Here is a 26,322-nt window from a genome sequence, read left to right as displayed (position 1 = left end):
CAGCGCGCCGGAACGACCGAGGGCGGTACGGCCGAGGACGCGCGGCGCGCGATGATGGACACGTGAAACGCGGTCAGCTGCGGATCTACCTCGGCGCCGCTCCGGGAGTCGGCAAGACCTACGCCATGCTCGGCGAGGCGCACCGGCGGCTGGAGCGGGGCCGCGATGTGGTCGCGGCAGTGGTCGAAACGCATGGCAGGAAGAAGACCGCGCAATTGCTCGACGGCATCGAGCGCATTCCACCGAAACCGATCGAGTATCGCGGCAGCACCTTCCCGGAACTCGACGTCGAGGCGGTGCTGCGGCGCGCTCCAGCGGTGGTGCTCGTCGACGAGCTGGCGCACACCAACGCGCCCGGCAGCAAGCGTGAGAAGCGCTGGCAGGACGTGACGGCGCTGCTCGAGGCGGGCATCGACGTGATCTCCACGGTCAACGTGCAGCATCTGGAGAGCCTCAACGATGTCGTGGAGCAGATCACCGGCATCCAGCAGCGCGAGACGGTGCCCGACGCGGTGGTGCGCGAAGCCGATCAGGTGGAGCTGGTCGATATCACGCCGGAAGCGCTGCGGCGCAGGCTGTCCCACGGCAACGTATATGCCGCCGAGCGGATCGACGCCGCGCTGCGCAACTATTTCCGGGCGGGAAACCTCACCGCGCTGCGCGAATTGGCGCTGCTGTGGCTGGCCGACCAGGTCGACGCCGCGCTGGCCAAGTACCGGGCCGACCATAAGATCACCGAGCTGTGGGAGGCGCGCGAACGCGTCGTCGTGGCGGTGACCGGCGGCCCGGAATCGGAGACCATCGTGCGCCGAGCCAGCCGCATCGCCACCAAATCCAGCGCCGACCTGGTGGTCGTGCACGTGGTGCGCGGCGACGGCCTTGCCGGGGTCTCCACCGAGCGGATGGCGCGGCTGCGTGAGCTGGCGGCCAGCCTGGACGCCTCGCTGCACACCGTCACCGGCGAGGACGTCCCCACCGCGCTGCTCGAGTTCGCCCGCGAGGCCAACGCCACCCAGCTCGTGCTCGGCACGTCGCGGCGCTCGCGCTGGGCGCGGATTTTCGACGAGGGCATCGGGTCCACGGTGGTGCAGCTCTCCGGCAAGATCGACGTGCACATGGTGACGCACGAGCAGGCCCACCGCGGGCTACGCTACTCGGCTCTGCGCCCGCGCCGCCCCGTGGCCGCTTGGCTGGCAGCCGTTCTCGTACCGGCCCTGGTCTGCGCGTTGAGTGCCGCCTACCTCGACGAGGTCCTGGATCTCGGCGGCATCAGCGCCGTCTTCGTGGTCGGCGTCGTCGCGGTCGCGCTGCTCGGCGGCGTCGTGCCCGCGTCGTTCTCGGCGCTGCTGTCCGGCCTGTTGTTGAACTGGTTCTTCGCGCCGCCGCGCTACAGCCTGACCATCGCCGAGCCGAACAGCTTCCTCACCGTGGTGGTGCTGCTCATCGTCGCCGTCGCGGTGGCGGCGCTGGTCGACCTGGCCGCGAAGCGAACCGGCCAGGCGCGCAAGGCCTCCCGGCAAGCCGAGTTGCTGACCATGTTCTCCGGCGCGATTCTGCACGGCGCGGACCTGCCCCGGCTGCTGGAGCAGATCAGGGAGGTCTTCGCGCAGCGGGCGGTCGCCCTGCTGTCGGGTGAGCAGGTGCTCGCCGAGGTGGGGATCGACCCGCCGCGGCGGCCTTCCGACGCGGATACCGTGGTCGAGGCGGGCGATGCCGGTCACCGGCTGCTGCTCGCAGGCCGTCCGCTCGCGGCGGCCGACCGTCCGGTGCTCAACGCGGTCACCAACCAGGCCGTCGCGCTGCTGCGGCAGGCGCGCCTGGCCGAGGAGGCCAGCGCCGCCGCGGCCCTGCTGGAAGCGGATCGCCTGCGGCGGGCGTTGCTCTCGGCGGTCAGCCACGACCTGCGCACCCCGCTGGCCGGAGCCAAAGCGGCGGTTTCCAGCCTGCGAAGCGACGACATCGAGTTCTCCCCGGAAGACACCACCGAACTGCTCGAGACAATCGAGGAATCGGTGGACCAGCTCACCGCGCTGGTCGGCAACCTGCTCGACTCCTCGCGGCTCGCGGTCGGCGTGATCACGCCGCGGTTGCGGCGGGTCTACCTGGACGAGGCGGTGCACCGCGCACTGGTGAGCGTCGGGATGGGCGCGCGCGGATTGCGGCGCGCGGCAATGGACCGGGTGCACGTCGAGGTCGGCGACGTCTCCGTGCGCGCCGACAGCGGCCTGCTCGAACGAGTGCTGGCCAACCTGATCGACAACGCGCTGCGGCACGCGCCACGCGCGGGCACCGTCCGGATCACCGCCGAACGCACCGGCGACCGGGTATCGATCGCCGTCGTCGACACCGGCCCCGGCGTGCCGCACGGCACCGAGGAGCAACTGTTCGAACCTTTCCAGCGCCTCGGCGACCGGGACAACACCACCGGCGTCGGGCTCGGACTGTCAGTCGTGCGCGGGTTCGTCGAGGCGATGGGCGGCACGGTGCACGCCGAGCCGACGCCCGGCGGAGGATTGACCATGCTGGTCGACCTGCCCGGCGGCGAGCCGCCGAACGCGAACGGCACGGGCGGCGCCATGGCCCGCGAGACGACGAGTGCCGGTGAGTGAGGTGCCCGTGACGACACAGGAGGCGGCAGTGGCGAAGACGCCCGAGGCGGTGGCGACGAAGGTGCTCGTGGTCGACGACGAACCGCAGATCGTGCGTGCCCTGCGGATCAATCTGTCCGTCCGCGGCTACGAGGTGATCACCGCCGCGACCGGTGGCGCAGGCCTGCGCGCGGCCGCCGACCGGCACCCGGACGTGGTGATCCTCGACCTCGGCCTGCCCGACATGGACGGCATCGAGGTCCTCGCGGGACTGCGCGGCTGGACCTCGGCGCCGGTGATCGTGCTGTCGGCGCGGACCGATTCCGCCGACAAGGTCGAAGCGCTGGACGCGGGCGCCGACGACTACGTCACCAAGCCCTTCGGCATGGACGAGCTGCTGGCCCGGCTGCGCGCCGCGGTACGCCGCGGCGCCACCGATCCCGACGCCTCCGCGCCCGTGGTGACGACCGAATCGTTCACCGTCGACCTAGCCGCCAAGAAGGTCACCAAGCGCGGCGAGGCCGTGCACCTGACCCCCACCGAGTGGGGCATGCTCGAGATGCTGGTGCGCAACCGCGGCAAACTGGTCGGGCGGCGCGAGCTGCTGCGCGAGGTGTGGGGCCCCGCCTACGCCACCGAGACGCACTACCTGCGGGTCTACCTGGCCCAATTGCGCCGCAAACTGGAGGACGATCCCTCGCACCCCAAGCACCTGCTCACCGAAGCGGGCATGGGCTACCGCTTCCAGGAGTAATCCCGGCCACGGACTCTGGCTGCGCTTCGCGAGTTCTGCGAGCGCAGCTGATCAACTGGTGGTGTTGCCTGGAGACCGCCCGCGAAGGTCGCGCTTGCCCGTGACTGCGCTCGGCGGCGAACCCTGGACTGCATCTACCAGCGCGGTCCTTGGAGCCAGGCGCCGCGCCCGGATCGGATCCTGCTGGATCTCGACCTGCAAAATACGACGGCCGCCAAGTCCTCGAACAGATCGATGGCATCTCCATCCGCATCGACGCCCCTCCCACCCGCACCGACCCGAATCTGCCCCGCCGACCGCACCCTGGGTGGTGGCCGACCGTTCTCATGCCACGATCGGCGACCGGAGCCTCGGCAACTAGGCAAGGATCGATCCGAAGTGAGTGTCAGGACTTCGTCAAGATTACTGCGCAGACAGTGCGTCGGCAGGCACAGTGGCGGCACGACGGTCCGGAATCGGACAGGACACGATGTCGATAGAGGCGCCGACACTGGTGACCGGCTTGCACACGTGCGGCTCGTGCTGCGGACGCGCGAGTTGGTGGCTGTGGCGAAACACTGCATCGCTCGCACCGGTTCGGCAAGCAGCAAGCCGAACCGGTCACCGGTCCTGACCGCCGAATCTGTCGGCCCCAGACTGGACGGCGAGAACCGAGGAACCGATGGCACGCAGAGCCGACCATGCCGGCGGACACAACTCGCCCGCGTCACGAACAGAGATCCGAGAGTTGCGGGCATTCCTGGCCAGGTACCGCTACCTCGCGCCGGCGCTGACGGTGGTCGTCGCGCTACTAGCGTTACTCGCCGGCATCGGCGAGGGCGGCGGGTGGGCGATCTTCAGCGCAATCGGCCTCGGCGCAGTGACCGCCGCCGTCGTCTGCCTGGCCTGGGACTTGTGGCTGCACCCCTGAAGTTTGACGAATCCTATTTGCGCAGGGCTTTCGTCCTTGACGGTATCCATACAGCCCAGCTCATAGGCTGGAAATCGTGCACCCGACGCCTTGGCAGAACAGAAAAGCGCCACTCGAGCAGCTCGACCCGATTGATGGGGTATCACGACGGCGACGGGGTGGCGCACGGCTACGGGCCGCTCTCGGAGGAAAAAGGTTGGGGGCCACACTACGCGGGAACTGGGTCTACCTGTGTGCGGCGGTCGGCTGCATCATCACCTTTGTCCTTCTGTTTCAACCATGGCTGACCACTGGCACCGGCGGGACGGACGGTGTGATCCACGCGAACGCCTTCGGACGGATCCACGTGACCACCTTCTGGGTCGATCTCTGGGCGCAAACGTCGGTACCCAATCCGAAAGCCAGTGGAACGTGGGGCATCCTCACCAGCGTCGCGATCGTCATCGCAGTCTGCAGCGTGGCGGTCAACACTGTGGCCCGCAGCGCGGCGCTCACCCACCTGGTGATCGTTGCCACGGGGTTTGTCGCATTCTTCACCATCGCGGCCGCGCTCTACCTGAACAGCAAGGGCGATGAACTGACACGAGTGGTTTCCTATGGAACGGCCCGGGATCCGGGCACCCAGGTCGGATTGCTGATCCGATGGGCCAGGGGCCACGACAACTATCCAGCACCTGGGTTCCGCCAGGTTTCCTACGCCACTCACAGCCTCACATGGTCTGCGATACTCGCCGTTGCAATCTCGTTGCTTTCCGCTATTGCTGCCATCGCACAATGGATTCGAGGACGCAAGAATCGCCTGCACCAAAAGAGAGTGAAAAGCTCGGCGCCCGGACCACGTAATCGGTGAACAGGACAGGGAATAGCCGTCCCTCACCTCATACGAGGAGAAACCGTCGAAGCGGAGAGGGAAGATCGGCAGTCGGCGTCACAACTCGCGGGCGCTGGCCTCAGTCGGGCCCATCGAACGTCCGACAATCAGCTACGGGACTGTGGATTGCTCCTCTGTCAAGCTGCGGTTGGAGTTTCGGCTGATCGGTGGTCCAGGTCGGCGAGCATGGCACGGTAGACAACGTCGGAGAGTCGGCGTTTGAGGATCCGTAGCGCCTCCATGCCGCCGTCGCCTTTCGCCTTGCGCCTGGCCAGCAGAGCTCGTGCGTCCGGGTGGCAGCGTGCCTGCGTGAGCGCGATGCGGTGGAGCGCGGCGTTGAGTTGGCGGTTCCCGGTGCGGGACAAACGGTGGCGCGCTCGGTTGGACGACCAGACCGGCAGCGGTGCGCTGCCGTTGTGACGGGCGAAGGCGTCCTTGGATCGGAAACGGTCGACGCCGGCGGTCTCGCCGATGATCTTCGCCGCGGTCAGGCCCGCGCAACCGGCGATGGCGAGCAGCGACGGCGCGATCCGTTGGATTCGTTCGTTGATCTCACCGGCCAGTTCGTCGATCTCGATGGTCAGTCGTCGGTAGTGCTCGACCAGAGTGGCTGCCAGGCGGGCGACAAGCCCGTCGAACTGGGCCAGGTGGACCGTGACGCGGTCATAGGCGCTGGCGCGTTCGAGCTTGCCTGGTGGCGTCCAGCCCGGATCGAGCTCGTGCAGGTGCCAGCGCAGCCGTGCGATCACCCGGGTGCGTTCGGCGACGAGGTCTTCGCGGTGGTCGACAAGCAGCCGGATCTCGCGTTCGACTCCGTCGAGCCGGGCCACCGGCAGATCGGGTTCACGCAATGCTGCGCGGGCAATGGCCAAGGCGTCGATCGGGTCCGACTTGCCGTAGGTGCGCGCCGAATCCCGGGCGTGAGCCATCAGTTTGGGTGGTACTCGCACGACTCGCTCGCCAGCGGCGATCAGGTCGCTTTCGAGGCGACGGGTCATATTCCGGCAGTCTTCCAGCGCCCACAATCGTTCCGGATCCGGTTGCGCCCGTGCCCATTTCAGCAGAGCGAGATGATCGCTGCTGGTCGTTCCGACGGTCTTGGTGGATAGTTTGCGGCCCAGTTCGTCGGCGGAGACTGCGGTGTGGGTGCGCTTGTGCGCGTCGATCCCGATGACCATCATTGGTGCGTGTCAGCCCTTTGCGGTTGGGGATGTGGCACGGACCGGTCGGAAGGCACTCCCCAGTCAGGGCGATGCCACGCTCCTCTCAAGCCATCCCGGCCGGTCCCGGGTGTCGGCCGGCCGCAGAATCCACAACAGCCACGTAAGCGGGAATTTAACGGTCGAGCGAACCGGCCGACTCCCTGATCGTGACACTGGATCTAACGGTGTTTGCGGCCTGACGCGCTGAACGAAGTTCAGCGGGAAGGTGCCGTGATGACGACACTTGATGCTGTGGCGAGGAAGAAGGCCCAGGCTTCGGCGGAGGAGCTGGCGGCGGCGGAGCTGGTGCGTATGGCCAAGGAGCAGGGGTTGTCCCTGACCGGGCCGAACGGGCTGCTCAAACAGTTCACCAAGACCGTCCTCGAGACGGCGTTGAACGAGGAGATGACCGAACACCTAGGGCTCGAACCGAACCAGGCTCCCGCCGAGCGGGACTCGGCGAACGTGCGCAACGGGACCAGGCCGAAGACGGTGCTGACCGAGGTGACGGGGCCGGTGCCGATCGAGGTGCCCCGCGACCGCGATGGCAGCTTCGAACCCCAGATCGTGCGCACACCGCCGTCAACGCCGCCGCAGCGCGGACGGCGCTGGATGAGCTCCCCGAGCGATGGGGCTCGAAATACGGTGCGATCGTGCGTCTTTGGGAAAACTCGTGGGAGGAGTTCATTCCGTTCCTCGACTACGACATCGAGATCCGACGTGTCATCTGCAGCACGAACGCCATCGAATCGCTCAATGCCCGCTACCGCCGCGCGATCAAGGCACGAGGCCACTTCCCGACCGAGCCAGCCGCCCTGAAATGCCTGTATCTGGTCACCCGATCACTCGACCCGACCGGCGCCGGTCGGGCACGATGGACCATGCGCTGGAAACCCGCGGTCAACGCCTTCGCGATCACCTTCGCCGACCGCTGGCCCAACGCCCAAACCTACCAATGGAGATCGCCACAAACACCGTTAGCGAGATAGACCCTCAGAACTGGCTGAATAGGTAGGGACGCCTCGAGTATCGCGTCAGATCTCCGGGTTCGACTCGCGTATAGCCGACCTCAGGGTCGGCCAGGTGACCAGGCCGTCGCTGAACGCGAGTGAGCGGCTTCAGCTGTTCTTGAACGGGTTGAGGGTCTTTCCGACGAGGTAGCCCAGACGGATGGGCAGGGGCTTCATGGCGGCGGCGGAGATCTTGTTGACGGTGCCCGGGACGCACACGGGTCTGCCTTTCATCACGGCTGCCCAGCCCTCGGTGACGACGGCGTCGGGCTGCTGCCAGAGGATGCGGGGCAGGTGGTCGGCTCTGTCGCGAGTGCCCATCACATCGTGAAACTCGGTGTGGGTGAAGCCGGGACACAGGGCAGTGACGTGGATGCCGTGGGGTTTGAGTTCCATGTCGAGGGCTTGCGAGGTGTTGAGGACGTAGGACTTGATGCCGGTATAGAGCAGGCTGGCTGCGGGTGGAGCGAACGCGGCGACCGAGGACAGGTTGATAATGCGGCCCCAATGGCGTTTCTTCATACCGGGGATGACCAGGTGGGCGAGTTCGGTCTGGGCAGTCACCATCAGCTGGATCTCGCTGGCCAAGACCTCCCATGGGGTGTCGGCGAAGGCGGTCTTGCCCGACAGTCCCGCGTTGTTGATCAGGATGTCGATGTTCAGGCCCTGCTGGTCGGCGTGGTCCAGAATCGCGGCGGGTGCGGCGGGGTCGGTGAGGTCGGCAGCGAACACCTCACAGCGCACATCGTGCCGTTCGGTCAGCTGCGCGGCGAGTTCCCGGAGCCGGTCGCCGCGGCGGGCGACCAATAGCAGCTGGTAGCCGCTTGCGGCCAGGTGGTGGGCAAACGCCGCGCCGATGCCGGCGGACGCGCCAGTGATCAGCGCGGTGCGGGGGGATGTGGTCATGGTTCCTTCGCTCGGGTGGGGATCGGTAGGTGAGGGGCGTCAGGCAGGTAGGCCGGGCAGCTCGCGGGGGCCGGGCGTGAAGGCGGGCCGGGCTATGCCGATGTCGCCGCGGTACGGGCCGACCGGGCCGGTCAGCAGGAAGGGTCGGGGGACGCGGCGCTGAGCGTCGGTGAATCCCCAGGTGCCCATGCCCAGGTAGACGCCGGGCGCGGCACGCCGCACCTCGTCCACCATGTGGATCGACCCGCACATCGAGGTGTAGGCGCGATAGATGAGCGTGTAGGCCGGAGCGCCGTCGTAGCGGGACGGGGCCAAAAGCGTGCGCATCGGGTAGCGCTGCCGGACCCGGCCGAACTCGCCGAAAGTGTTGTAGCCGCGCCCGCCGTTCTCATCGACGGGCCGGAATGCCTTGCACAGCCACGGCCCGAGCGGGTTGGCCACGGCCACCTTTCCGGTCACCACGGCGAACAGATTCGGCTGGGCCAGCAGAGCTGCGGTGTACTCGCCGTCGATCTCGGCGATCGTGGGGGCTTCCAGAGTGGTGAACAGGGCAAGCAGGCCGCTGGTGTCGAGCCGGCGCAGCTCGGCGGCCGCGTTGTCGGTGTCCATGGGCAATCAGCCTCATCTCGCTTCTCTTGAACGTCGCTCAAGAAGCGTAACGTCTTCTTGAGCGACGTTCAAGATAAGGTGGTGAGGTGCCCAGGAATCGACGCCCGCAGAACCGCGAGGAGAAGCGCGAGGAGATCATCGCCGCCGCGCAACGCCTGCTCATAGACGACGGCTTCGAGTCGGCGTCCACGGGGCGGATCGCCAAAAGCGCAGGAGTCACTGTCAATACGATCTATTGGTACTTCCAGGACAAGGACGAGTTGCTCATCGCGGTCCTGGACCGCATCCTGGCCGAGGCACTCGCCACCTACGCGGAGATCGACGGCCTATCGTTGAACGACCGGCTGCTGTGGGTGGTCGACCAGCTGGAACAGCTGCACGGGCTCGTCAACACCGTGCACGCCCGCGCCGCGGCATCCCCCGCCATCGACACCTGGCACACCGCGTTCCACCAGCTGGCCGACGCGCTGTTCGCCGACAACCTCCGCACGGCCGGAGTCACCGAGACCGACCTCGCCGCCATGTCCGCCATCGGCACCTTCGTCATCGAAGGACTCCTCACCCATAAGCGCGACGACGCGGACAAGCGAGCGGTCATCGACCTGCTCGTCCGCAGCCTCACCGCCGCCTCCGGTCGACCCGGGCCGAAGTGACCAGCAGCGACGCTCCACGACACAGAACTTGCTTTCCTGTCACACGGACCCGTCAAGCCGGAAACGTCCGGCGAGGCCGCCGGCCGCGTGGGGCGCGGTCGAGAAGAACACCGACGTCTCACCGACGACCGTCGTGACACCCGCTGGAATCAGACAGCGAACCGGACTGAGTGACGACCCGCCGCCGAAGCGTGCTCGTCGGCATTACAGGACTTCCTGTCCCCCAGAGTCTCTCGCTTGATCATCGAGAGTGGTTCCAACATCGGGCAGAGGCCGTTTGTTGCCGGGAGGGGAGATCGGCTCCGAGCGATCTCCGAACAAGTAGTCTCGCAAGGCCCGCAGATACTCGTCCAGTTCCTGTTGATCAAGGAACCAGGCATTTGTCGGGTCGTACCACTCGCTCGGAGTCGGGCGCCGCGCGATCACATAGTCGAGGGCTTCGCGCACCATGGCCGCGTAGGTCGGATCTGCGGCCGATCTGGCACGCTCCATCCAGGTAAGGTCTTTCCACTTCTGATCATCGAACTTGGGATCGTGCATGTAAGCCAGCGGCAACAATAGGCGTTTGATATGCGGGATTTCGTCCCACCAGGTAGGAGACGTACCTGTGACAGGTGTCGGATAGCCGGGGCGTTCAGCCGTTCGGTCGACCCCCCGAGGGCGCCACATCGGTCCGGTCGAAAGGTTCCGGGGTGGGTACCACACGCCTCGCCACACCGGGACCCCGAGAGTCGGAGGATTCACCGGGAGTGGCTCGGCCAGTGAGATGTCGACCGTGATGCGGCGCACCGGGGGTAACTCCGTATCGGCGGGAAGGAGATCTGCCACCATCGACAAGCAGTCCTGCTCGTCGAAGCCAGTCACCCCGACGCCCTGGTCGAGCGCAATCCAGGAATCTGAGTCGTGCTCCAGGTCGAATTCGATCCAGAACCGCCGCACCGTGGACATACGCGATTTCCTCCCCCATGAGTACCTACCACCAACACTTGCTCGATAATGCCAACGCCGATCAGTTCCTACCACTCGATAATCGGCGTGAGAGTGCACTCAGCTATATCAGCAGCGGTGTCTGGGCGTCGTTATTGCGGCGGTAACCCGACAGTGGCCGCGATGATGTCTGGTCTCAGACGGCGAAATGCGCTGTGGCGTAGTGCCGGCCTCGACGGTCAAGAACTGGAGCGAGATCGACCCCGCCCTCCCTGACGAGCCGCTGCCCCCGTTCGGGGTCGGCACCGTCTCGGGCACCTTCGACTACTTCACCCACGCCATCACCGGCACCGAAGGCGCGAGCCGCACCGATTACCGCGCCGGCGAGGACGACAACCTCACCGCCGCCGGCTTTCCCCGTGACAAGTCGTTGCGCGCGTTGGACTTCGACGCAAATCCCAACCTCGAGGAAGCCACCATCAGCACCCTCGCCAAGGGCGATTGATCAAAAAGGGCCTGCCGCTCTGCCTGATCGGTGACTCCGGCACCGGCAAATCACACCTGCTCATCGCCTTGGGCACCGAAGCCGCTATGCAGGGACACCGCGTGAAGTACACCCTCGCACCCAAGCTCGTCAACGAGCTCGTCGAAGCCGCAGACCAAAAGCAACTGAGGAAGACGATCGCCCGTTACGGTCGCGTTGACCTGCACGAACGGCGCCTTCTCGCAGACGGTGACCCCGTCGATCCGCCTGCCGCCATCACCGCCAAGCCTGCGCGGGCAGATCCTTACCTACACGGTCTGTGATCGGGGACGGGTATCACGCGCCTCGAAACACAGCGCCACGAGATCCCTCGGATCGGCCCGAATCCCGGGCCGATCCGAGGTTGGGTACTCAGCGCCTGGTCTCGTACCTGGTCAGGACCACGCCGTCACGGAACGTCCGGGTCTCCACCAGGGTCAGGTTCACCCAGTTGTCCAGGGCCGCAAAGAACGGCGTGCCGCCACCTACCAGGACCGGATGGGTGACGATCGCGTACTCGTCGATCAGCCCCGCCCGCATGGCCACCGCGGCGAGTGTGGCGCCGCCGATATCCATGGGGCCGCCGTCCTCGGCCTTGAGCCTGGTGATCTCGGTGACCGCGTCGCCGGTGACCAGGCGGGTGTTCCAGTCGACCGTGCTGGTCGTCGAGGAGAACACCACTTTCGGCATGTCCCGCCAGCGGCGGGCGAACTCGATCTGCGCCGGTGCGGCACCCGGCTGCTGGTCGGCGGTCGGCCAGTGAGAGCTCATCGCCTCCCACAGTTTGCGCCCGTACAGCGCCATGCCTGTCGCCCTCACCCGATCGGACCACCACTGGAACAGCTCGTCGCTCGGCACACTCCAGCCGAGGTCGTCGCCGGGCGCGGCGATGTAGCCGTCCAGGCTCAGGTTCATGCCGAACGTCAGTTTCCGCATAGTGTCTGTCAGCCTCTCGTGAGTCGGTACTCGATGTACAGACCAGCAGGGCGCGGAAAAATCATCGGTCAGGCCACAGCGAGGGCCGGTTCACCACCTTCGCCGAGTTCGAGGTCGACCTGCTGCGGATGCGCACCCGCGAGAGCATGGCCGTGGGCCAAGGCGAAAGGCAAACTGCGCGGCAAACAGCCCAAACTGGCCTCGAAACAGCAAGCCGAGCTCCGCAGGATGCACGCCACCGGTGACTACAGCATCGTCGACCTTACCGAGCAGTTCTCCGTGTTCCCGTCCGACCGTGTACCGCGCCCTCCAACGTGGACAGCCCTGGCGGACACGCTGACTTTCAGCTCATTCGGGCCGCCTTCGCCGCTATATCCGCCCGATCTTTCCCAGTTACTACGGCTACCCGAACACCCCACAGTGACGTTACTTTTCACCGTCACGATCGCACCGATCCGCCCTTAGGTGACGCCAGCATTCGCCGATATCTCGCGGGCAATCTTCGCCTGGCGCGAGGTGAGCTTTGGTTCTGCCCACCTGTGCGGCCACGAGCGCGGGCGGCAGCCAGCCCCTCGGAAGTGCGCTCGGACATCAGGGCGTGCTCGAACTCGGCGATCGAGCCGAGTTCTGCCACCCAGGGGTCGGGCAGGCGGGCCGGACTCGTGGGCTTATCGGGTACCTGGATGTGTCGTGAGACGTCGGCGGCATTTCGGTGCGGAGAACCAAGTGTGCCCTTGATGTTTGAGCGATCACGAAGCGGTCCGTGGCATAGGGAGCGGTATCGTGTCGATCTCGGGGGCTGCCACACATGTCCCCGCGAACCTGCCAGGAAGGAACCGTGGATGATCACGGACCCCACGCTGCTCCGGATCGGTGAGGCAGCGCAGCTCAATCACAGTGGCGACAGAGAAGCCGCCCGCCTCTTGTTCGCCGAGATCTGGGACGAGATCGGCGGCGAGGACGGAGACCCGCTGCACCGGTGCACACTTGCCCATGCGATCGCCGATACGCAAGAAGACGTGCAACAGGAACTTTTATGGGATCAGCGAGCGCTGGCGGCCGCCGCCCTATTGACCGACGCCGACTTGGCGCGAGCCGGCGTAACGCTGCCAGCGGCGGGCTTGTATCCCTCGCTGCATCTGAACCTCAGTGACTGCTACCTCAGTTCCAGGCGCAACGCGTACCCCAATACACCCGACGACGAACCGCCGTTCTGATGTGACTCAGGGGCGTTCGTCAAGGATGGCGCTGGCGTCTTCCATCGCGAGGGCCCAGTCGATGGTGGGAGTCGACGACGCAGGCCAGGACGAATCCGGCTCGGTGGGTGGTGGCGAGTTCGTGGTATCGCCGCCGCCGTGGCCGCGCTGGGTCGGGTCGGTCGTCCACCACCTTCGCAGTGTCGCCGGCAATGATCCGACCAACGTCATGACCGAAATCCGCTAGCATCGCCTGGCACCCCGGACGCCAGAATGAAACGTTATGCGCTTCACCACCCCGACCGTCATATTGATGATGGCGGCAGTTCTGCTGACAGGATGTGCTATTCCGGCACAAGGACCCGACCAGGCCGAGCGTGACAGCTGGTCACGCGTGATCGAAACTGCCATCCAGGCTCTTCCCGGGGTGGTCGATGCGTCACATTGGTTCGATTACGAGGGCAAGTCCCGCACGTACGCATCCCGGCTCGATGTGCAGCTCGAGGATGACGCCACACCGGACGAGGCCGCGTCCGTGGTGCGTGCCATGGGCGCCCAGCAGCTTCCGCCGCGCTACCAAGGAGACCAGACCGAGGTCGATCTCGACCGGATGACGGACTCTTATTCTGCGAATTGGCGGTTCGGTCGGGACGTGAGCAGGGAAGCGAACTCGGCACACACCTGGGTGAGAGTCTCGGCCCCCGGCACACAGGTGCACTGGTCGTCACGCGGCATCGACGTAGACCAGATGAGCAACGCCATCGGCGTCCGAGCGGGCTCCGAGGCGGAACCACACCGTGCCACCGCGGCGATGCGCCGAATCATCCAGGACTTTCCCGAACTGGCGCCCAACGATTGGACGGTGGCCACCGTTCCTGTGCAGAGCGGGTCCAAGAATCGCTCGAGACTGGAACCTGGGTGGCTCAACACGGACCGCCGACCCCTCTTCCCGTCCAGCCGACCCCGCTTCCCGTCCAATAGCGAACTCGAGCTCTGGGAGTGGTTCCTGACCGATCAACCCACCCCGTTCTTCGTCGAGATTTCCGTATACGACCCGCCCGGCAAAGCAGGCCGCACCCTGGACGTCGCGATATACCCTCCTGTCGGAAAGCAACTCACCGCTGCGCAGGCAACACAACTCGCCGAAAAGCATCTTCCCTACTTGGCCCAGCCTGGTGCCGTGGTCGACTACACGATCGAAACACGCAACGGCCCCGTTCTCGCGGTCTTCATCGGCGGTTGCCAGCCATCCTGGCGCGATGTTTCACCGGAGTCGCAGCCCTACGCGCGTCAGTATGAACGCTGCTAGGCCGTGTCTCAGTAGTGGTTTGTGTTGCAAGGCGCTGGGAAGCGGCGGCGGTGCACCGCGATCACTCGCGAGAGGAAAGGCGGGGCAAGCGATGGGCGGAGTTCCGCGGTTCGGGACCGACCGCGAAAACGGGGAACCGGTCATCCCACGGGTGGGCTGGAATTGAACACGCACCGGCCGACTCGGCGACAAGGGGATCTCCCCTTCGATGGACGTGTAGACCCACGGGCCTTCGTCGAGTTCGACGATGGCGATCGTCAGCGGCACCAGCTCACCCGGCCTGTCAACCGGGGCCCGATCCACCACCTGCCACGACACTATTTCGGGCTCTCCCCACGCGCGCTGGTTCGTAGCAAGCGGTTGCCCTTCGAGTATCGGACTGCTCTCTGGTGGCGCTCAGTTCGATGCCGAGCGGGATGTGTCGGTGTCTGCGGTGTTCGTCCCCAGCACGCGATCGAGCAGATGGTCAATGAGTTCGAGCGCGGATTGGGGGGTGATGAAGTTCTGGAGCATGGCCTGGGACAGTCCGCCGATCGTCATGGTGATGAGTTCGGCGTCGCGTTCGGGGGCGTTCGGGCCTGATCGGTCGAAGCGGCGGGTACGCCGGAGTTGGTCGGTGACTATCGCGGCGAGGGCTTGTGGCGCGGCGAAGGTTTCTTCGGCGGTGATGCCCCGGCCGGCGATCGCCGCGGTCGCGAACACTCCGAGCACGATGACTTCTTCCCGGCGCTGCTCGTCCAAGGGCAGCAGTTCGGTCAGGACCGCGTGGATCGCCTCTCGGGGTGTGGCGTCGGGCCCCAGTGTGGTCCATCGTTGGAGGAATCGAGCACCGGCGTCTTGCATGACCGATCGGTGGGTCGCCAGCAGGAACTCGTTCTTGGTTCCGAAGTAGTACTGCACCAGCCGTATCGAGATACCGGCCTCGGCGGCGACTGTTTGGAAGGTCACCGCTTCCAGGCCGCCGCCGACGATGACTCGGCGCACGGCATCTGTTATCTGGCGGCGCCGCACCTCATGGTCGACCAATCGTGGCAAGGGGACCTCGCCTTCCTCTTAGTGTCGGGCCTTCTCGACTAGTTGGTATGACCATACCGCATAAGTGGTATGGTCATACCAGCAAGATGGTACGTTCATACCATCAAACGGATGAAAGGGGCGTCCAATGCCGAAGATCGGGAGATTCACCAGCGAGGAAGCGAAAGCGAACTTCCTGCGCGCCTATGATGCGGTCGCCGCGAAATGGCCGGTGCCTTCGAGTCAGATCGACGTCGAGACATCGTTCGGGACGACCCGAGTACGCAGATCAGGAAACGGTGCGGGTGTGCCGATCGTGCTGCTGCCAGGCATCGGGGGAAACGGTCAGGTGTGGTGGCGGTTCATCGCAGAGCTGTCCCGCGATCGCGTCGTCTACACACCCGACGTCATCGGTTGGGCAGGGCACTGCAAACAAACGGCCCCCGTGCGCGACACCGAAGACATCGCGACCTGGATGGCCGAGACGCTCGATGGACTCGGCGTCGATCGTGTCCATCTGGCCGGAAACTCCCTCGGGGCATGGCTGGCGGGTGCCATCGCGGTACACCGCAGCGATCGACTGGCAAGTCTGACCATGCTCGAGCCGAGCGCGTCGACCTTCGCCAAACCGCGCTCGAGCCTGCTGTTCAAGTTCCTGGTGGCCGGGATGCGGCCCACGCCCGAACGGATGCGGAAGTTCAACAATTGGCTGATGCCAGGCTTCGAACTCGACGACGAAGAATTCGCCCTGGTGCGGGCCACGACTGAATTCCGGCCCGGCATGCCATGGGACCGCCCGTTCACCGACGAGCAACTGGCACTCATCACCGCCCCGACTCTCGTGGTCTTCGGCGCCGAAACGGTGGTGAACGACGTCGAACACGCGGGAGAGCGCGCCCGCCAACACATCCGGTCGGCCGAGGTCGAGATCTACCCCGGAGTCGGACACGACCTGCTGTGGGCCAACCCCGAACAGATCATCCCCCGCTACCTCGCCTTCGCCGGCAACCACGACCAGATCCGCGCATGACCACACCCGACCAACGCACCCTCGAAAACTGACCCATTCTTCCTCGACGGGGACGCGACCTGATCGCGGGCCTGGCAGGTAATTTATCGACGGCGCCGGCGCTGTGGATGCGGCTACGGCGGAAGGCGATTCAGCAGACAGGCCACCATCGTCATGTGATCCGGTTTGCCCGGGTTCTGCCCGATGGACTTCCGCCACAGTGGTCATTACGAGTGTGTGCCGTGGCGGCTGAAACCGCGGCGGCTTGATCAGTTCTCGGCCGTGACGAGAACCCGCCCCAGCAAGCCGGGGAACACCTGTTGCCACCAATACGCTGAGGTCATGGTGCGTGTACCCGCACCGATGCCGGCCCCGGCGGGCAACCCGGCAGGTTTGCACCTCGGACGATAATTGACAGTTGTCAAACAATTGCCGGTCGTCTACATTTTGCGGCGTGCGTAGTCGTTCTTCTCCCGTGTCTTCGGTCTCCGATCGACGGGTGCGGCGTTCGCGGGCGCGGTTGTTCGCTGCCGCGGTGCGGTTGGTGAGTGAGCGGGGAGATACCGCGGTGCCGGTGACCGTGCTGGCCGAGGCTGCGGATATGAGTCGCCAGGCGATGTATCTGCAGTTCGCCGACAGGGATGCGGTGGTCGTGGCGGCCGGGATCGACCTGATCGAGCGTGAGTTGTTCCCCCGGTTGGCGCAGTGTGGCGGGGCCCGGGAGATGACGTTGCTGGGCGCCGAGCACCTGGCGCGGTACCAGGTCTTCTATCGGGGCCTGGTGACGGGATCGTGCGCGTATTCGATCAAGCAGGCGGTCATCGAGGCGGTCCGCTGCTGGCGCGACGAATCGGGTCGGCCATTGGTGCCGGGGTTGGACCTCATGGGCACCGATGTGCTGGTGACGTTCGTAACCGGGGGCATGTTCTCGCTGTTCAGCCAGTGGCTCGTCGACAGCGACTGCCCCGCCGACCCTATGCGGGTCACCGAGCAGGTCCTCACCGTCGCGGCAGCTCTGGGCTATCGCGACCCCGACGCTCCCGTGACCCCGCAATGACACGCGCGCTCGATGTCCCCGCCGTCGACGACGGGACCCGCTCCGGAAGGTGTTCCATGTCCCACCATCACGACCGACCCACCGCCCTGCAACAAAACGGTGCCGGACAGTGCGGCTCCCGGCGCAGAAGACGTCTCGGCGCAGTGGCCGCGGCGCTGTTCACCGCACTGTCGTCCTACACGGTGGCGGCCGCCGCCCCACCCGCGGCCGGTGCACTTGATCCGGCGCCCTCGACCGGCTGCGGTAGCTCCGCGGTGTCTGCGGGCACCACGATCGAATCGTTCGGCGCCGCTGGCCGGTTCGGCAGCTATATCCGCGACGTCCCCGCCACCGGCGCGGGCACGCCGATGCCGGTGGTATTCGACATACACGGCTACCTGCAACCCGCGCTCATGCAACGCCAGTGGAGCGGGCTCGGCGAATACGGTCTCCGGCACGGCTTTGTGACCATTACCCCTGAGGTGTACTCAGCGGCGGTCCCGAGGTGGGACTTCGGGCTGGGCAGCCCCGACATCACCTACCTCTCCGAACTGCTCACCCACCTCGAACAGACCCTGTGCATCGACCGGCGCCGCATCTACATGACCGGATTGTCGATGGGAGCGTTCACCACCTCCTCCGTGGCCTGCCAGCTCGCCGACCGCTTCGCCGCGATCGCCACCGTCGCCGGTATCCAGAACTTCCCGTGGTGCAGCCCTTCGCGCCCGATTCCCGTCACCGTCTTCCACGGCACCGCCGATCCGATCCTGGCCTACACCGGCGGCCTCAACCCGGCCGGTGAATTGCTGCCCGCCACCGACGGAACACCACGGACCCTCGGCCGACAACGCGACCTCACCCCCTACGCCGACAACGTCCCCAAACCCGAATCCATCCCCGCCCAGACCGCGGCATGGGCCGGCCACAACGGCTGCCGGCCCGACCCGACCACCGAACAGATCACCACCGACACCACCCGCACCACCTACCCCTGCGCCGACGACGCCACCGTGCAGCTCTACACCATCGACGGCGGCGGCCACACCTGGCCGGGCGGCGACACCACAACCGTCCCCGTCGCCCTGACCGGCACAGTCACCACCACCATCAACGCCAACCACATCATCTGGGACTTCTTCCGCGCACACCCACTCCCACACCCCGAACCCTGACCCAGCACGCCGGAAAGCGGCCCCGAACCGTAGAACAGACACGCCCGGACCGACCATCGACTACCGACCCGAGAGGCTGCCCGCCTCCGTGCCGGACGGGACCCGCGCGAACTTGCGGAGCTCAGAGAAGCATCACGCCGCGCACGGCAGTCGGCGTCGGCACCGCCGAACCGCATGGCGCGACCCGCTGGCGGCTTACCCGAATCAGCCGGTGAAGGACTCGGGGCCGAAGCGGCCCCAGGCCACGAAGGCGGCCGCAGCGAGGTAGACGACGTTCAGCGCGACGTATTTGTACTGGCCGTAGCGGGCGTGGGTGATCATCGCGCCGATCATCAGCAGGATCCAGCACACGGCGGTCACCGGCACCATCACCGGTGCGATGTCGAGCACGGCGGGCAGGATCAGACCGGCCGCGGCCAGGATTTCGAGGCCGCCGAGGGTTCTGACGAATCCGGCGCTGGCGTGCTCGGTCCATCCCCCACCTGACTTTCTGCCCAGTTCGTCCAGTTTGTCCTTGGGCATGAACGCCTTGGTGGCGCCGCCGAACAGGGAGAGGGTGGCAAGCAGCCCGGCGACGATCCAGAGGGCGAGGTTCATGGGCTTCTCCTTCAGGTGCAGGCGAGTCGGGCTCGTCCTCGATCCGGCCGGGCCGTTCGTCGCCGACGGGGTGCCGGATGCCGTTCGCGGCATCTCTATCGGCTTCCCGATGGTGTAACTGGTCGGGCATCAGACACCGCCGGCCATGGGCGTGTGACACCACGCGGGCGTGACGTGCGCCACCGCTGGTGCTGCCCCTTGCGGCGAAGTCGAGCTGAGCACGTGGAGTGATCTGCCTCATACACCTGTCACGGCGATCGATCATGCGGTGTCTGGTGGCCGACACCCTGTGAATCGAAGGAGAAGCCGATGACCGAAGCAAGTAGGGAAAGCGGAGAGTCCATGAAGGCAGTGCGGTACCACTCCTACGGCGGAAGTGATGTGCTGATCTACGAGGAGGCGGACCGTCCGGTCCCGGAGGCGGGTCAGGTGGTGGTGCAGGTGGCCGGCACCTCGTACAACGACGCGGACGCCGGGCTCCGCGCGGGTTTTCGACAAGACGTTGTCCCGGTGACCTTCCCGCATATTCCGAACGTCGACATGGCTGGTGTGATCACCGAAGTCGGCGAGGGGGTGACCGGCTGGAGCGTCGGGGACGCGGTGGTCGCGGTCTTGCCGGTGACCGCGCCCGGCGCAGCCGCCGAGTACGTTGCCGCGCCCGCCGAGATACTGGCTTCCGCTCCCGGCAGCGTCGAACTCGCGGACGCCGCGGCCCTGCCTTTGGTTGGGCTCACGGCCTGGCAATCATTGTTCGAACACGCCGGTCTGAAGCCCGGGCAGGGTGTTTTGATCAATGGTGCGGGCAGCGCGGTGGGTGGGTACGCCGTCCAGCTCGCCGTGCAGGCCGGTGCCACCGTGACCGCGACCGCCAGCCCGCGCAGCCGTGACCGCACTAGCTCCTACGGCGCGCAGCGGATCATCGACTACACCGAAACCCCCGTCGTGCAGGCGGTGGCCGGACAGCGGTTCGATGTGGTGCTGAACCTGGCGCCCAGCAGCCCGGAGGAGAACACGGAGTTGGCGAACCTGGTCGCCGACGGTGGGGTGTACGTCAGCACGACCACTCCCGTCCCGCAGGATGTCGGGCGCGGGGTGCGGGCAGTGCGGCCCTTCGCGTACAGCGACGCCGCTCAGCTCGCCACGCTGGTCGCTCGCGTCGACGCCGGAGATCTGGAGATCGCGGTGGCCGAACGGCTGCCCTTGTCCGAACTGCCCACTGTCCATGCCCGCGCCGCCGAACGGATCGCCCATGTGACCGAACTGGCCGCCCGCGTCGAGGGCCGAGAGCTGGGTTTCGAAGTGGCCGCACAGCTGCGGGCGGAAGCGGACACTGTCGACGTTCGCGACGCCGGTGGAGAGATAGTCGGCAAGGTCATCCTGATTCCCTGACCCGAGCGACACCAGGTGTGAGTTCCCATCAGGATGCCAGCCTGGGATTTCCGACAGCCACGACAGCTGCGGGCGGAACCCGGTCAACTCCACCACCCGATCCACATCCTCGATCCGGCGACCGGCATCCGACACCAGCGTGTGCCAGCCGTTGCCGGTGGGCTCGACTGCGGCGGTGCGGAATCCGGGCATCACGGTGAGCAGACCGGCGTCGACGGCTTGTTTGGCGCGCTGCCCGAGCGCGCCGCGGGCGCGAGCTGATCGGCCTCGCCGCCACCGAAAATGGGCCCGACCTCCCCGCGGCGCAGCATGGGCTGGGCTCGCGAAAGCGAATCGAGGGCCCGCAGTTTACCGGTCCGGATCACGGGTAGCCCGTCGGCACCGTTGCCGCACACGCGGGGAAGTGGAGGTAGCCCGATGACCGTCTCGAACCAGCACCCGGTACCGGCACACCATCGCCGCGGCCGGACTCGCGGCGAGTTTCCGGATGACGGCCGCACAACCAGAAGCCATGCCGGTGAGGGGATAGAAGATGGCTACAACATCCCCGGAATTGTTCTGTGCGCGATGGGGATCGTCGCTTTGGCGTTGACCCTGACCGCAGCCGGCTACGGATTCGCCGGGTGGGCCGTTGTCGGTGCCATCGCCGCTGCGGCGCTGGTTGGCTCAGGCGTCGCGTGGATACTGCTCGAGCACCGGCGGGTCAAGGCCAAGGAAGGCCTGACTCTCACTGATCAGCGGGGGCACTGATACCAAGGCGGCCGAACACGAGCCTGGCGGCCCAGCCGTGTCCAGAGGCGACAAATGTCACCCGATGAGCACGAACCGTCCATCACAGGCTATTGTCGATCGAGTGCGTGACCTGTCACGCCAAGCGTCGTAGATCGCATTCGCTTCGCAACCAGCGCTTGCCGCATCCGCTCTTATTACGGCGATCGATTTTGCCCATCGGCAATCTCGCCATTTCGTGCCCCCGGCGCGGACCCGGAAAGGTCCGCAGACGGCCCGGGCACCACCTGATGCCCGAAAGGCACCGCAACACATATGAGTTCTGCTGACATCTCTTTTGCCGCGCTCGGCGTGAGCGCACCGCTGGTGAAGGCGTTGACTCGCGCCGGGATCACCGAACCTTTCCCGATCCAGACCGACACCCTGCCCGATTCGCTGGCCGGACGCGATGTGCTGGGCCGCGGCCGGACCGGCAGCGGCAAGACGCTCGCCTTCGCCATTCCGATGGTCAACCGTCTCGGCGGCGGTCTCGCCGGTAGACGCGCACCGAGCCGCCCGACCGGCCTGGTGCTGGCGCCGACTCGGGAATTGGCCACCCAGATCGCGACCGCGCTGGAACCCCTCGCCGCGGCCTATCGCATGACCGTCACCACGATTTTCGGTGGGGTCTCGCAGAACCGGCAGGTCCGGGCGCTGCGCGCCGGCGTCGACATTGTCGTCGCGTGCCCCGGCCGGCTCGAGGATCTGATGAACCAACGTCTGATCTCCCTGGATGCCGTCGAGGTCACCGTGATCGACGAGGCCGACCACATGGCCGACCTCGGGTTCCTGCCAGGCGTGACTCGCATTCTCGCGGCCACCCCGAACGGCGGTCAGCGCCTGCTGTTCTCGGCCACTCTGGACAACGGCGTCAACAAGCTGGTCAGCCGCTTCCTGCCGGATGCCAAGCTGCATTCCGTCGATGAGGCGAACTCCCCGGTCGCCGCCATGACCCATCACGTTTTCGAAACCGCGAGCGTCGAAGCCAAACGCGAGGTCGTACACCGGCTCGCCTCGGGCTCGGGTCGGCGAATCCTGTTCATGCGCACCAAACACCAGGCTCGCAAACTGGCCAAGCAGCTGACCCTCGCCGGAATCCCGGCCGTCGATCTGCACGGCAACCTCTCGCAGGGCGCCCGCGACCGCAACCTCGCGGTCTTCGCCGCCGGTGATGCCCTGGTGCTGGTGGCGACCGATGTGGCCGCGCGCGGCGTGCACGTCGACGGTGTCGAGCTGGTCGTGCACGTTGATCCGCCCGCCGAACACAAGGCGTACCTGCACCGTTCGGGCCGTACCGCGCGGGCAGGCAACTCCGGTGAAGTGATCACCCTGGTGCTGCCCGGCGAACGACGCGACCTGGCCGACCTCATGCGCAAGGCCAAGATCACCGTGACCCCGCAACGGGTCACCGCCGATTCGCCCGTGGTGGCCGAGCTCGTCGGCACGATTGCCCCATTCGTCGCGCCCTCCTACAGCGAGCGGGCGGCACGTGAAGACGACCGCCGCAGCAGCGGCGGACCGTACCGTAGCAGCGGCGGACCGCGCCAAGGCAACGGCGGACCGCGCCAGAGCAATGGGGGACCGCGCAGGGGCAGTGGAGGATCGCGCCAAGGCAGCGGCCATCGCAACGGCAATGCGGCGCAAGGGCAGTCGCGCGCCAAGCCGCGCGCTCACTCCGCGCGCGGAACGGCCGCATAGGGCCCGTTTTTCGGTCGCTCCCCCAGGACAAGTCCATGCCGAGATCGCCGACGCGCTGAACATCGCCGGCGGACTGCCGGGCAGCGAATGCTGGTGAACGTGGCCGATGACTCCGGTACCGGCGGGCGACCCATCGGGCGCGAGGCATTCGCGCTCGATGGGTCGCGCCGGTCACTCGACCAGCAGCACCGTGCCGGACTCGGCTTCCTGTTCGGTCTCGACGACCTTCGACGCCTCACCGATCCCGGGACGGTCGATCAGGCCGGCCCACCACTGGGCCTCGGCGTAGTCGTCGAAGGACTGCGAGGACTGACGGCGTGTGCCGTCGGTGTCGTGTAGTGGATGGGAACCGGCCGAGCAGCTCGGGCGTTGCCCAATGCCGGACGGCAGTGGCGCCCGAAAGGTGATCCGGTCGAGGTCGAGGATCACAGCTTGACGAAGTTGGTCGTCAGGTCGGAGGTACACTGAACTCGCGACAGGTTGCTGGCGGATTTCTGGAACGATCCGCGCGCTCGCACCGGTGACGGGTAGTGCCCGGCCGCGTACTCGCCGATGCGAGCATGGCTGGGAGATTCGCCCGCCGACCATAGCGCCGACTCTCGGCTGTCTGGCCTGGCTGAATCAACCAGTGTGAGGCCACCCGCTCGGGCGGGGGTCGGAATGCAATCAAGTACACCGTTTGCCAGTCGGGTGGTCATGGGACGGCACAATGAATGACACGGTACTGGGTGACGGGGACGCCACTCGAGGGCCAGCGGAGGTGTTCGGACGCTATCGGCTTTTGTCGTTGCTGGGTCAGGGCGGCATGGGCCAGGTGTGGCGGGCGCATGATTCGCTGACCAACCGGGTGGTGGCGCTCAAGGTGTTGCCCGAGCGCTTCGCCGATGACGAGCAGCTGCGCGAGCGCTTCCGCCGGGAGTGCCGCGCGGTGGCACAGTTGACCGATCCGCATGTGATCCCCATCCACGACTTCGGCGACATCGACGGTCGGCTCTATCTGAATATGCGCTTGATCGAGGGCACCGACCTGCGCACGGTGATCGCGCGAGAAGGGGCCTTGCCGCCGCGGCGGGCAGTGTCGATCATCACGCAAGTGGCCGGCGCGTTGCAGGCCGCCCACGACGCCGGGCTGGTCCACCGCGATGTCAAACCCTCCAACATCCTGCTCGGGGCCGACGAGTTCGCCTCCCTGATCGACTTCGGGATCGTCCACGCCACCGACGAGCGCACGCTGACCACGATCGGCGAGACCATCGGCACCGTCGCCTACATGGCGCCCGAGGAGATCAGCGCGGAGGTCAAGGCCGATGCCCGCGTAGACGTGTACGCGTTGACGTGCGTGCTGTATGAGTGCCTGACCGGCCGGCCGCCGTTTGCGAGCGCATTGGGGATGCAGGGTGTGATCGCCCATCACCTGCACACGCCGCCGCCGCGTCCAAGCACCGCTGAACCCGGTGTACCGCCTGCGTTCGATGCGGTTATCGCCAAGGGAATGGCCAAAGACCCCGACGATCGTTACCAGACCGTGCGCGAGCTGGCCGCGGCGGCCTGCGCCGCGGTGGACGATTCCGCGGTCAGCACTACCGGGGGGATGGCTGCGCACCGTGGGCGGCGAATCGAGTTGTCGCGCAAGACCGCCATGCTGCTCGCCGCCGCGGCCACGGTTGCGGTGGTGGCCGCCGTAGCTGTCGTCGTCGGTGTCCGACTGGAATCAGGCGGCGGTGACAACTCGCCCACACCTATCGCCCCGGACTACTCGTCACAGACTGCGCTGCCGTTCACCGGCGTCAGCCTGCCCACCGGCGTGTCGGTCGACACGGCGGGCAGCGTGTACGTCACCGACATGGGTAACGATCGGGTGGTGAAATTGGCGGCGGGCGCGTCGGCGCCGACCGCGCTGCCGTTCACCGGCCTGAAGAATCCCCAAGATGTGGCGGTCGACAACGCGGGCAACGTGTACGTCGCGGACACGAGTAACAATCGGGTGATGAAATTGGCGGCGGGCGCGTCGACGCCGACCATGCTGCCGTTCACCGGCCTGAAGAGTCCCCAGGGTGTGGCGGTCGACAGCGCAGGAGATGTATACGTCGCCGACCGGGGTAATAGTCGAGTGGTGAGGTTGGCGGTGGGGGCGTCGACGCCGACGACGCTGCCGTTCACGGAGCTCCGAGATCCCCAGGGGTTGGCGGTCGACACGGCGGGCAACGTATACGTCACCGAATTGGGTACCGAGCGGGTGTTGCGGTTGGCGCCGGGCGCCGCGGAATCCACCACGTTGCCGTTCACGGGGCTCCAAGATCCCCAGGGTGTGGCGGTCGATACGGCGGGAGACGTGTACGTGGTCGACTGGGGTAACGAAGGGGTAGTGAGGTTGGCGGCGGGCGCGTCGACGCCTACCACGCTGCCGTTCACCGGACTCAAAGATCCCCAAGGTGTGGCGGTCGACACGGCGGACAACGTATACGTCACCGACCTCGGCCCCAATCCGGTGGTGAAACTCCCGGTCGGCTGAACCACCGTTCCGTGTACCGGTGACCCGTCCAATAGCCGGGCGGGCGGCGCAAGTACGAGGGCGGGGCGGGATCGCCTGACCGCACTCGCTCCCCGGGCCGGACCGCCGGCGCGGCCCAACGGACGATCATGACTGCAGTGCGCGCCCCGACTGCACTTTCGGGCAATCTCCACTCACCGTCGCGGTCTCCAGAACCCGAGCCGCATGTCGGGATCGATTCCCCGCCTTTGCTCGGAGCGGGTACTACCAGCGCAAGAGCCGGCTCGAATAGCGAGCGAATCAAGATGAGGCAGCGCGACCGCAACGGCCGAATCGACCCGGCCGTCCGTCTGCACCGCATGACGGTCGAGATTCGCGACAGCCTGCTGCATCTCAAGCGCTACAGCGAAAGCCCCGACGATCTGGCCGCCACCGGCGGCGACCCGCATATCTCTGCCCGCCGCATCGCCGAGGCCATTGCGACCAAAGCTGCCGGGCACCCCCCGAGCGCGAGCCGGTTCACGCCCCGGCACCAAGTCCAACCGGGGGCGCGGGACCTCAACGCGGAGCTGCGCCGGTTACTCGCACTTGCCGAGGCATGGCCACAGGTTCGCGGCCTGACAAAGTCGCCGTAGCGTCGCGTTCAGGTGCGACTGCCGTCGACAACGTCCACCAGGGTTCCCCTCCCGCGCCGCGCCCACGATTGGGCCGACTATAACGCTCGGAACCCGAGCTTGCCCAGGTGCTTCGGGTC

Annotated in this window: 24 protein-coding genes and 3 pseudogenes; 17 read left to right on the top strand and 10 right to left on the bottom strand. The window is 66.6% G+C overall.

What is annotated here, in order from left to right; translation table 11 throughout:
- The first annotated feature begins 62 nt into the window (after window positions 1-62).
- The 4 genes from ON19_RS35485 (at window position 63) to ON19_RS35470 (ending at window position 5,102) form a co-directional block, all read left to right on the top strand.
- The gene (locus tag ON19_RS35485) at window positions 63-2,609 is read left to right on the top strand and encodes an ATP-binding protein (RefSeq protein WP_051169642.1); all 2,547 of its coding nucleotides are present in this window, start codon (window positions 63-65) and stop codon (window positions 2,607-2,609) included.
- 49 nt (window positions 2,610-2,658) lie between these two features.
- Window positions 2,659-3,342 (top strand): response regulator, encoded by a 684-nt coding sequence (locus tag ON19_RS35480; protein ID WP_043703223.1) that lies wholly within the window; start codon window positions 2,659-2,661, stop codon window positions 3,340-3,342.
- A gap of 661 nt (window positions 3,343-4,003) precedes the next feature.
- Window positions 4,004-4,252 (top strand): hypothetical protein, encoded by a 249-nt coding sequence (locus ON19_RS35475; protein ID WP_157230019.1) that lies wholly within the window; start codon window positions 4,004-4,006, stop codon window positions 4,250-4,252.
- A 196-nt stretch (window positions 4,253-4,448) separates the two neighbouring features.
- On the top strand, window positions 4,449-5,102 hold the full coding sequence (locus ON19_RS35470) for a hypothetical protein (RefSeq protein WP_043703155.1): 654 nt from the start codon (window positions 4,449-4,451) through the stop codon (window positions 5,100-5,102).
- 158 nt (window positions 5,103-5,260) lie between these two features.
- Here ON19_RS35470 and ON19_RS35465 read toward each other — a convergent pair whose 3' ends face one another.
- Window positions 5,261-6,304: an IS110 family RNA-guided transposase gene (locus ON19_RS35465; protein WP_043703154.1), complete on the bottom strand. Its 1,044-nt coding sequence runs from the start codon at window positions 6,302-6,304 to the stop codon at window positions 5,261-5,263.
- A gap of 252 nt (window positions 6,305-6,556) precedes the next feature.
- Here ON19_RS35465 and ON19_RS39840 point away from each other — a divergent pair.
- A pseudogene (locus tag ON19_RS39840) lies at window positions 6,557-7,314 on the top strand (transposase).
- A 129-nt stretch (window positions 7,315-7,443) separates the two neighbouring features.
- On the opposite strand, the gene ON19_RS35455 reads toward ON19_RS39840, so the two are convergent.
- A complete protein-coding gene (locus ON19_RS35455; protein ID WP_043703153.1) occupies window positions 7,444-8,241 on the bottom strand; it encodes an SDR family NAD(P)-dependent oxidoreductase in 798 nt (265 codons plus the stop codon).
- A 39-nt stretch (window positions 8,242-8,280) separates the two neighbouring features.
- Entirely contained in the window at window positions 8,281-8,850 is a 570-nt protein-coding gene (locus ON19_RS35450) for a hypothetical protein (RefSeq protein ID WP_043703152.1), read from the bottom strand.
- Between the two features lie 86 nt (window positions 8,851-8,936).
- Here ON19_RS35450 and ON19_RS35445 point away from each other — a divergent pair, with 86 nt between their 5' ends.
- Window positions 8,937-9,503, top strand: a complete 567-nt coding sequence (locus ON19_RS35445; protein ID WP_043703151.1) for a TetR/AcrR family transcriptional regulator — start codon at window positions 8,937-8,939, stop codon at window positions 9,501-9,503.
- 204 nt (window positions 9,504-9,707) lie between these two features.
- Here ON19_RS35445 and ON19_RS35440 read toward each other — a convergent pair whose 3' ends face one another.
- Window positions 9,708-10,451, bottom strand: a complete 744-nt coding sequence (locus ON19_RS35440) for a hypothetical protein (protein WP_043703150.1) — start codon at window positions 10,449-10,451, stop codon at window positions 9,708-9,710.
- Between the two features lie 382 nt (window positions 10,452-10,833).
- Here ON19_RS35440 and ON19_RS35435 point away from each other — a divergent pair.
- A pseudogene (locus ON19_RS35435) lies at window positions 10,834-11,138 on the top strand (ATP-binding protein); the annotation flags it as partial.
- Window positions 11,139-11,325: 187 nt separating this feature from the next.
- On the opposite strand, the gene ON19_RS35430 reads toward ON19_RS35435, so the two are convergent.
- Entirely contained in the window at window positions 11,326-11,889 is a 564-nt protein-coding gene (locus ON19_RS35430) for a dihydrofolate reductase family protein (RefSeq protein WP_043703149.1), read from the bottom strand.
- An 842-nt stretch (window positions 11,890-12,731) separates the two neighbouring features.
- Between ON19_RS35430 and ON19_RS35425 the strand changes: the two genes are divergently transcribed.
- Window positions 12,732-13,106 (top strand): hypothetical protein, encoded by a 375-nt coding sequence (locus ON19_RS35425; protein WP_174377765.1) that lies wholly within the window; start codon window positions 12,732-12,734, stop codon window positions 13,104-13,106.
- A 262-nt stretch (window positions 13,107-13,368) separates the two neighbouring features.
- Entirely contained in the window at window positions 13,369-14,394 is a 1,026-nt protein-coding gene (locus ON19_RS35415; protein WP_157230018.1) for a hypothetical protein, read from the top strand.
- Here the strand turns inward: ON19_RS35415 and ON19_RS41120 are convergent.
- Both ON19_RS41120 and ON19_RS35410 read right to left on the bottom strand, forming a co-directional pair.
- A complete protein-coding gene (locus tag ON19_RS41120; RefSeq protein ID WP_227954897.1) occupies window positions 14,350-14,712 on the bottom strand; it encodes an OB-fold domain-containing protein in 363 nt (120 codons plus the stop codon). The genes ON19_RS35415 and ON19_RS41120 overlap by 45 nt on opposite strands.
- Before the next feature lie 78 nt (window positions 14,713-14,790).
- Window positions 14,791-15,429 carry a TetR/AcrR family transcriptional regulator gene (locus ON19_RS35410; RefSeq protein WP_051169640.1) on the bottom strand — a complete coding sequence of 213 codons (639 nt, stop codon included), beginning with the start codon at window positions 15,427-15,429 and terminating at the stop codon, window positions 14,791-14,793.
- 127 nt (window positions 15,430-15,556) lie between these two features.
- Between ON19_RS35410 and ON19_RS35405 the strand changes: the two genes are divergently transcribed.
- The 3 genes from ON19_RS35405 to ON19_RS39515 all read left to right on the top strand — a co-directional run bounded on the left by ON19_RS35405 (window position 15,557) and on the right by ON19_RS39515 (window position 18,625).
- A complete protein-coding gene (locus ON19_RS35405; protein ID WP_043703146.1) occupies window positions 15,557-16,438 on the top strand; it encodes an alpha/beta fold hydrolase in 882 nt (293 codons plus the stop codon).
- A 433-nt stretch (window positions 16,439-16,871) separates the two neighbouring features.
- Entirely contained in the window at window positions 16,872-17,474 is a 603-nt protein-coding gene (locus tag ON19_RS35400; RefSeq protein WP_306307078.1) for a TetR/AcrR family transcriptional regulator, read from the top strand.
- Between the two features lie 56 nt (window positions 17,475-17,530).
- Window positions 17,531-18,625 carry a CE1 family esterase gene (locus ON19_RS39515; RefSeq protein ID WP_157230016.1) on the top strand — a complete coding sequence of 365 codons (1,095 nt, stop codon included), beginning with the start codon at window positions 17,531-17,533 and terminating at the stop codon, window positions 18,623-18,625.
- Window positions 18,626-18,829: 204 nt separating this feature from the next.
- Here ON19_RS39515 and ON19_RS35390 read toward each other — a convergent pair whose 3' ends face one another.
- Window positions 18,830-19,222, bottom strand: a complete 393-nt coding sequence (locus ON19_RS35390; protein ID WP_043703141.1) for a DoxX family protein — start codon at window positions 19,220-19,222, stop codon at window positions 18,830-18,832.
- A 309-nt stretch (window positions 19,223-19,531) separates the two neighbouring features.
- Here ON19_RS35390 and ON19_RS35385 point away from each other — a divergent pair, with 309 nt between their 5' ends.
- On the top strand, window positions 19,532-20,611 hold the full coding sequence (locus ON19_RS35385) for an NADP-dependent oxidoreductase (RefSeq protein ID WP_063709535.1): 1,080 nt from the start codon (window positions 19,532-19,534) through the stop codon (window positions 20,609-20,611).
- Window positions 20,612-20,656: 45 nt separating this feature from the next.
- Here ON19_RS35385 and ON19_RS44285 read toward each other — a convergent pair.
- Window positions 20,657-20,925, bottom strand: a pseudogene (locus tag ON19_RS44285) (flavoprotein); the annotation flags it as partial.
- A 103-nt stretch (window positions 20,926-21,028) separates the two neighbouring features.
- Here ON19_RS44285 and ON19_RS35375 point away from each other — a divergent pair.
- Together ON19_RS35375 and ON19_RS35370 are read left to right on the top strand one after the other, a co-directional pair.
- Window positions 21,029-21,361: a hypothetical protein gene (locus ON19_RS35375; protein WP_043703134.1), complete on the top strand. Its 333-nt coding sequence runs from the start codon at window positions 21,029-21,031 to the stop codon at window positions 21,359-21,361.
- Window positions 21,362-21,655: 294 nt separating this feature from the next.
- Window positions 21,656-23,077 (top strand): DEAD/DEAH box helicase, encoded by a 1,422-nt coding sequence (locus ON19_RS35370; protein ID WP_043703132.1) that lies wholly within the window; start codon window positions 21,656-21,658, stop codon window positions 23,075-23,077.
- A gap of 171 nt (window positions 23,078-23,248) precedes the next feature.
- On the opposite strand, the gene ON19_RS35365 is transcribed toward ON19_RS35370, so the two are convergent.
- Window positions 23,249-23,506: a hypothetical protein gene (locus ON19_RS35365; protein ID WP_043703130.1), complete on the bottom strand. Its 258-nt coding sequence runs from the start codon at window positions 23,504-23,506 to the stop codon at window positions 23,249-23,251.
- 280 nt (window positions 23,507-23,786) lie between these two features.
- Between ON19_RS35365 and ON19_RS35360 the strand changes: the two genes are divergently transcribed.
- Window positions 23,787-25,589: a serine/threonine-protein kinase PknD gene (locus ON19_RS35360; protein ID WP_043703128.1), complete on the top strand. Its 1,803-nt coding sequence runs from the start codon at window positions 23,787-23,789 to the stop codon at window positions 25,587-25,589.
- Between the two features lie 284 nt (window positions 25,590-25,873).
- Window positions 25,874-26,203 (top strand): DUF6545 domain-containing protein, encoded by a 330-nt coding sequence (locus tag ON19_RS35355; RefSeq protein ID WP_043703125.1) that lies wholly within the window; start codon window positions 25,874-25,876, stop codon window positions 26,201-26,203.
- Window positions 26,204-26,322: the final 119 nt, after the last annotated feature.

Origin of the sequence: Nocardia abscessus NBRC 100374, assembly GCF_000308455.1 — a bacterium.
GTDB classification, from domain to species: Bacteria; Actinomycetota; Actinomycetes; order Mycobacteriales; family Mycobacteriaceae; genus Nocardia; species Nocardia abscessus.
This window is presented reverse-complemented; position numbering and strand designations above follow the sequence as displayed.

Coding starts and splice junctions, on each gene's coding strand:
- ON19_RS35430 (WP_043703149.1), bottom strand. CDS start 11,889: ATGCGGAAACTGACGTTCGGCATGAACCTGAGCCTGGACGGCTACATC.
- ON19_RS35425 (WP_174377765.1), top strand. CDS start 12,732: ATGATCACGGACCCCACGCTGCTCCGGATCGGTGAGGCAGCGCAGCTC.
- ON19_RS35450 (WP_043703152.1), bottom strand. CDS start 8,850: ATGGACACCGACAACGCGGCCGCCGAGCTGCGCCGGCTCGACACCAGC.
- ON19_RS35390 (WP_043703141.1), bottom strand. CDS start 19,222: ATGAACCTCGCCCTCTGGATCGTCGCCGGGCTGCTTGCCACCCTCTCC.
- ON19_RS35415 (WP_157230018.1), top strand. CDS start 13,369: ATGCGCTTCACCACCCCGACCGTCATATTGATGATGGCGGCAGTTCTG.
- ON19_RS35440 (WP_043703150.1), bottom strand. CDS start 10,451: ATGTCCACGGTGCGGCGGTTCTGGATCGAATTCGACCTGGAGCACGAC.
- ON19_RS35370 (WP_043703132.1), top strand. CDS start 21,656: ATGAGTTCTGCTGACATCTCTTTTGCCGCGCTCGGCGTGAGCGCACCG.
- ON19_RS35465 (WP_043703154.1), bottom strand. CDS start 6,304: ATGATGGTCATCGGGATCGACGCGCACAAGCGCACCCACACCGCAGTC.
- ON19_RS35405 (WP_043703146.1), top strand. CDS start 15,557: ATGCCGAAGATCGGGAGATTCACCAGCGAGGAAGCGAAAGCGAACTTC.
- ON19_RS35355 (WP_043703125.1), top strand. CDS start 25,874: ATGAGGCAGCGCGACCGCAACGGCCGAATCGACCCGGCCGTCCGTCTG.
- ON19_RS39515 (WP_157230016.1), top strand. CDS start 17,531: ATGTCCCACCATCACGACCGACCCACCGCCCTGCAACAAAACGGTGCC.
- ON19_RS35455 (WP_043703153.1), bottom strand. CDS start 8,241: ATGACCACATCCCCCCGCACCGCGCTGATCACTGGCGCGTCCGCCGGC.
- ON19_RS35360 (WP_043703128.1), top strand. CDS start 23,787: ATGAATGACACGGTACTGGGTGACGGGGACGCCACTCGAGGGCCAGCG.
- ON19_RS35385 (WP_063709535.1), top strand. CDS start 19,532: ATGACCGAAGCAAGTAGGGAAAGCGGAGAGTCCATGAAGGCAGTGCGG.
- ON19_RS35375 (WP_043703134.1), top strand. CDS start 21,029: ATGACCGTCTCGAACCAGCACCCGGTACCGGCACACCATCGCCGCGGC.
- ON19_RS35475 (WP_157230019.1), top strand. CDS start 4,004: ATGGCACGCAGAGCCGACCATGCCGGCGGACACAACTCGCCCGCGTCA.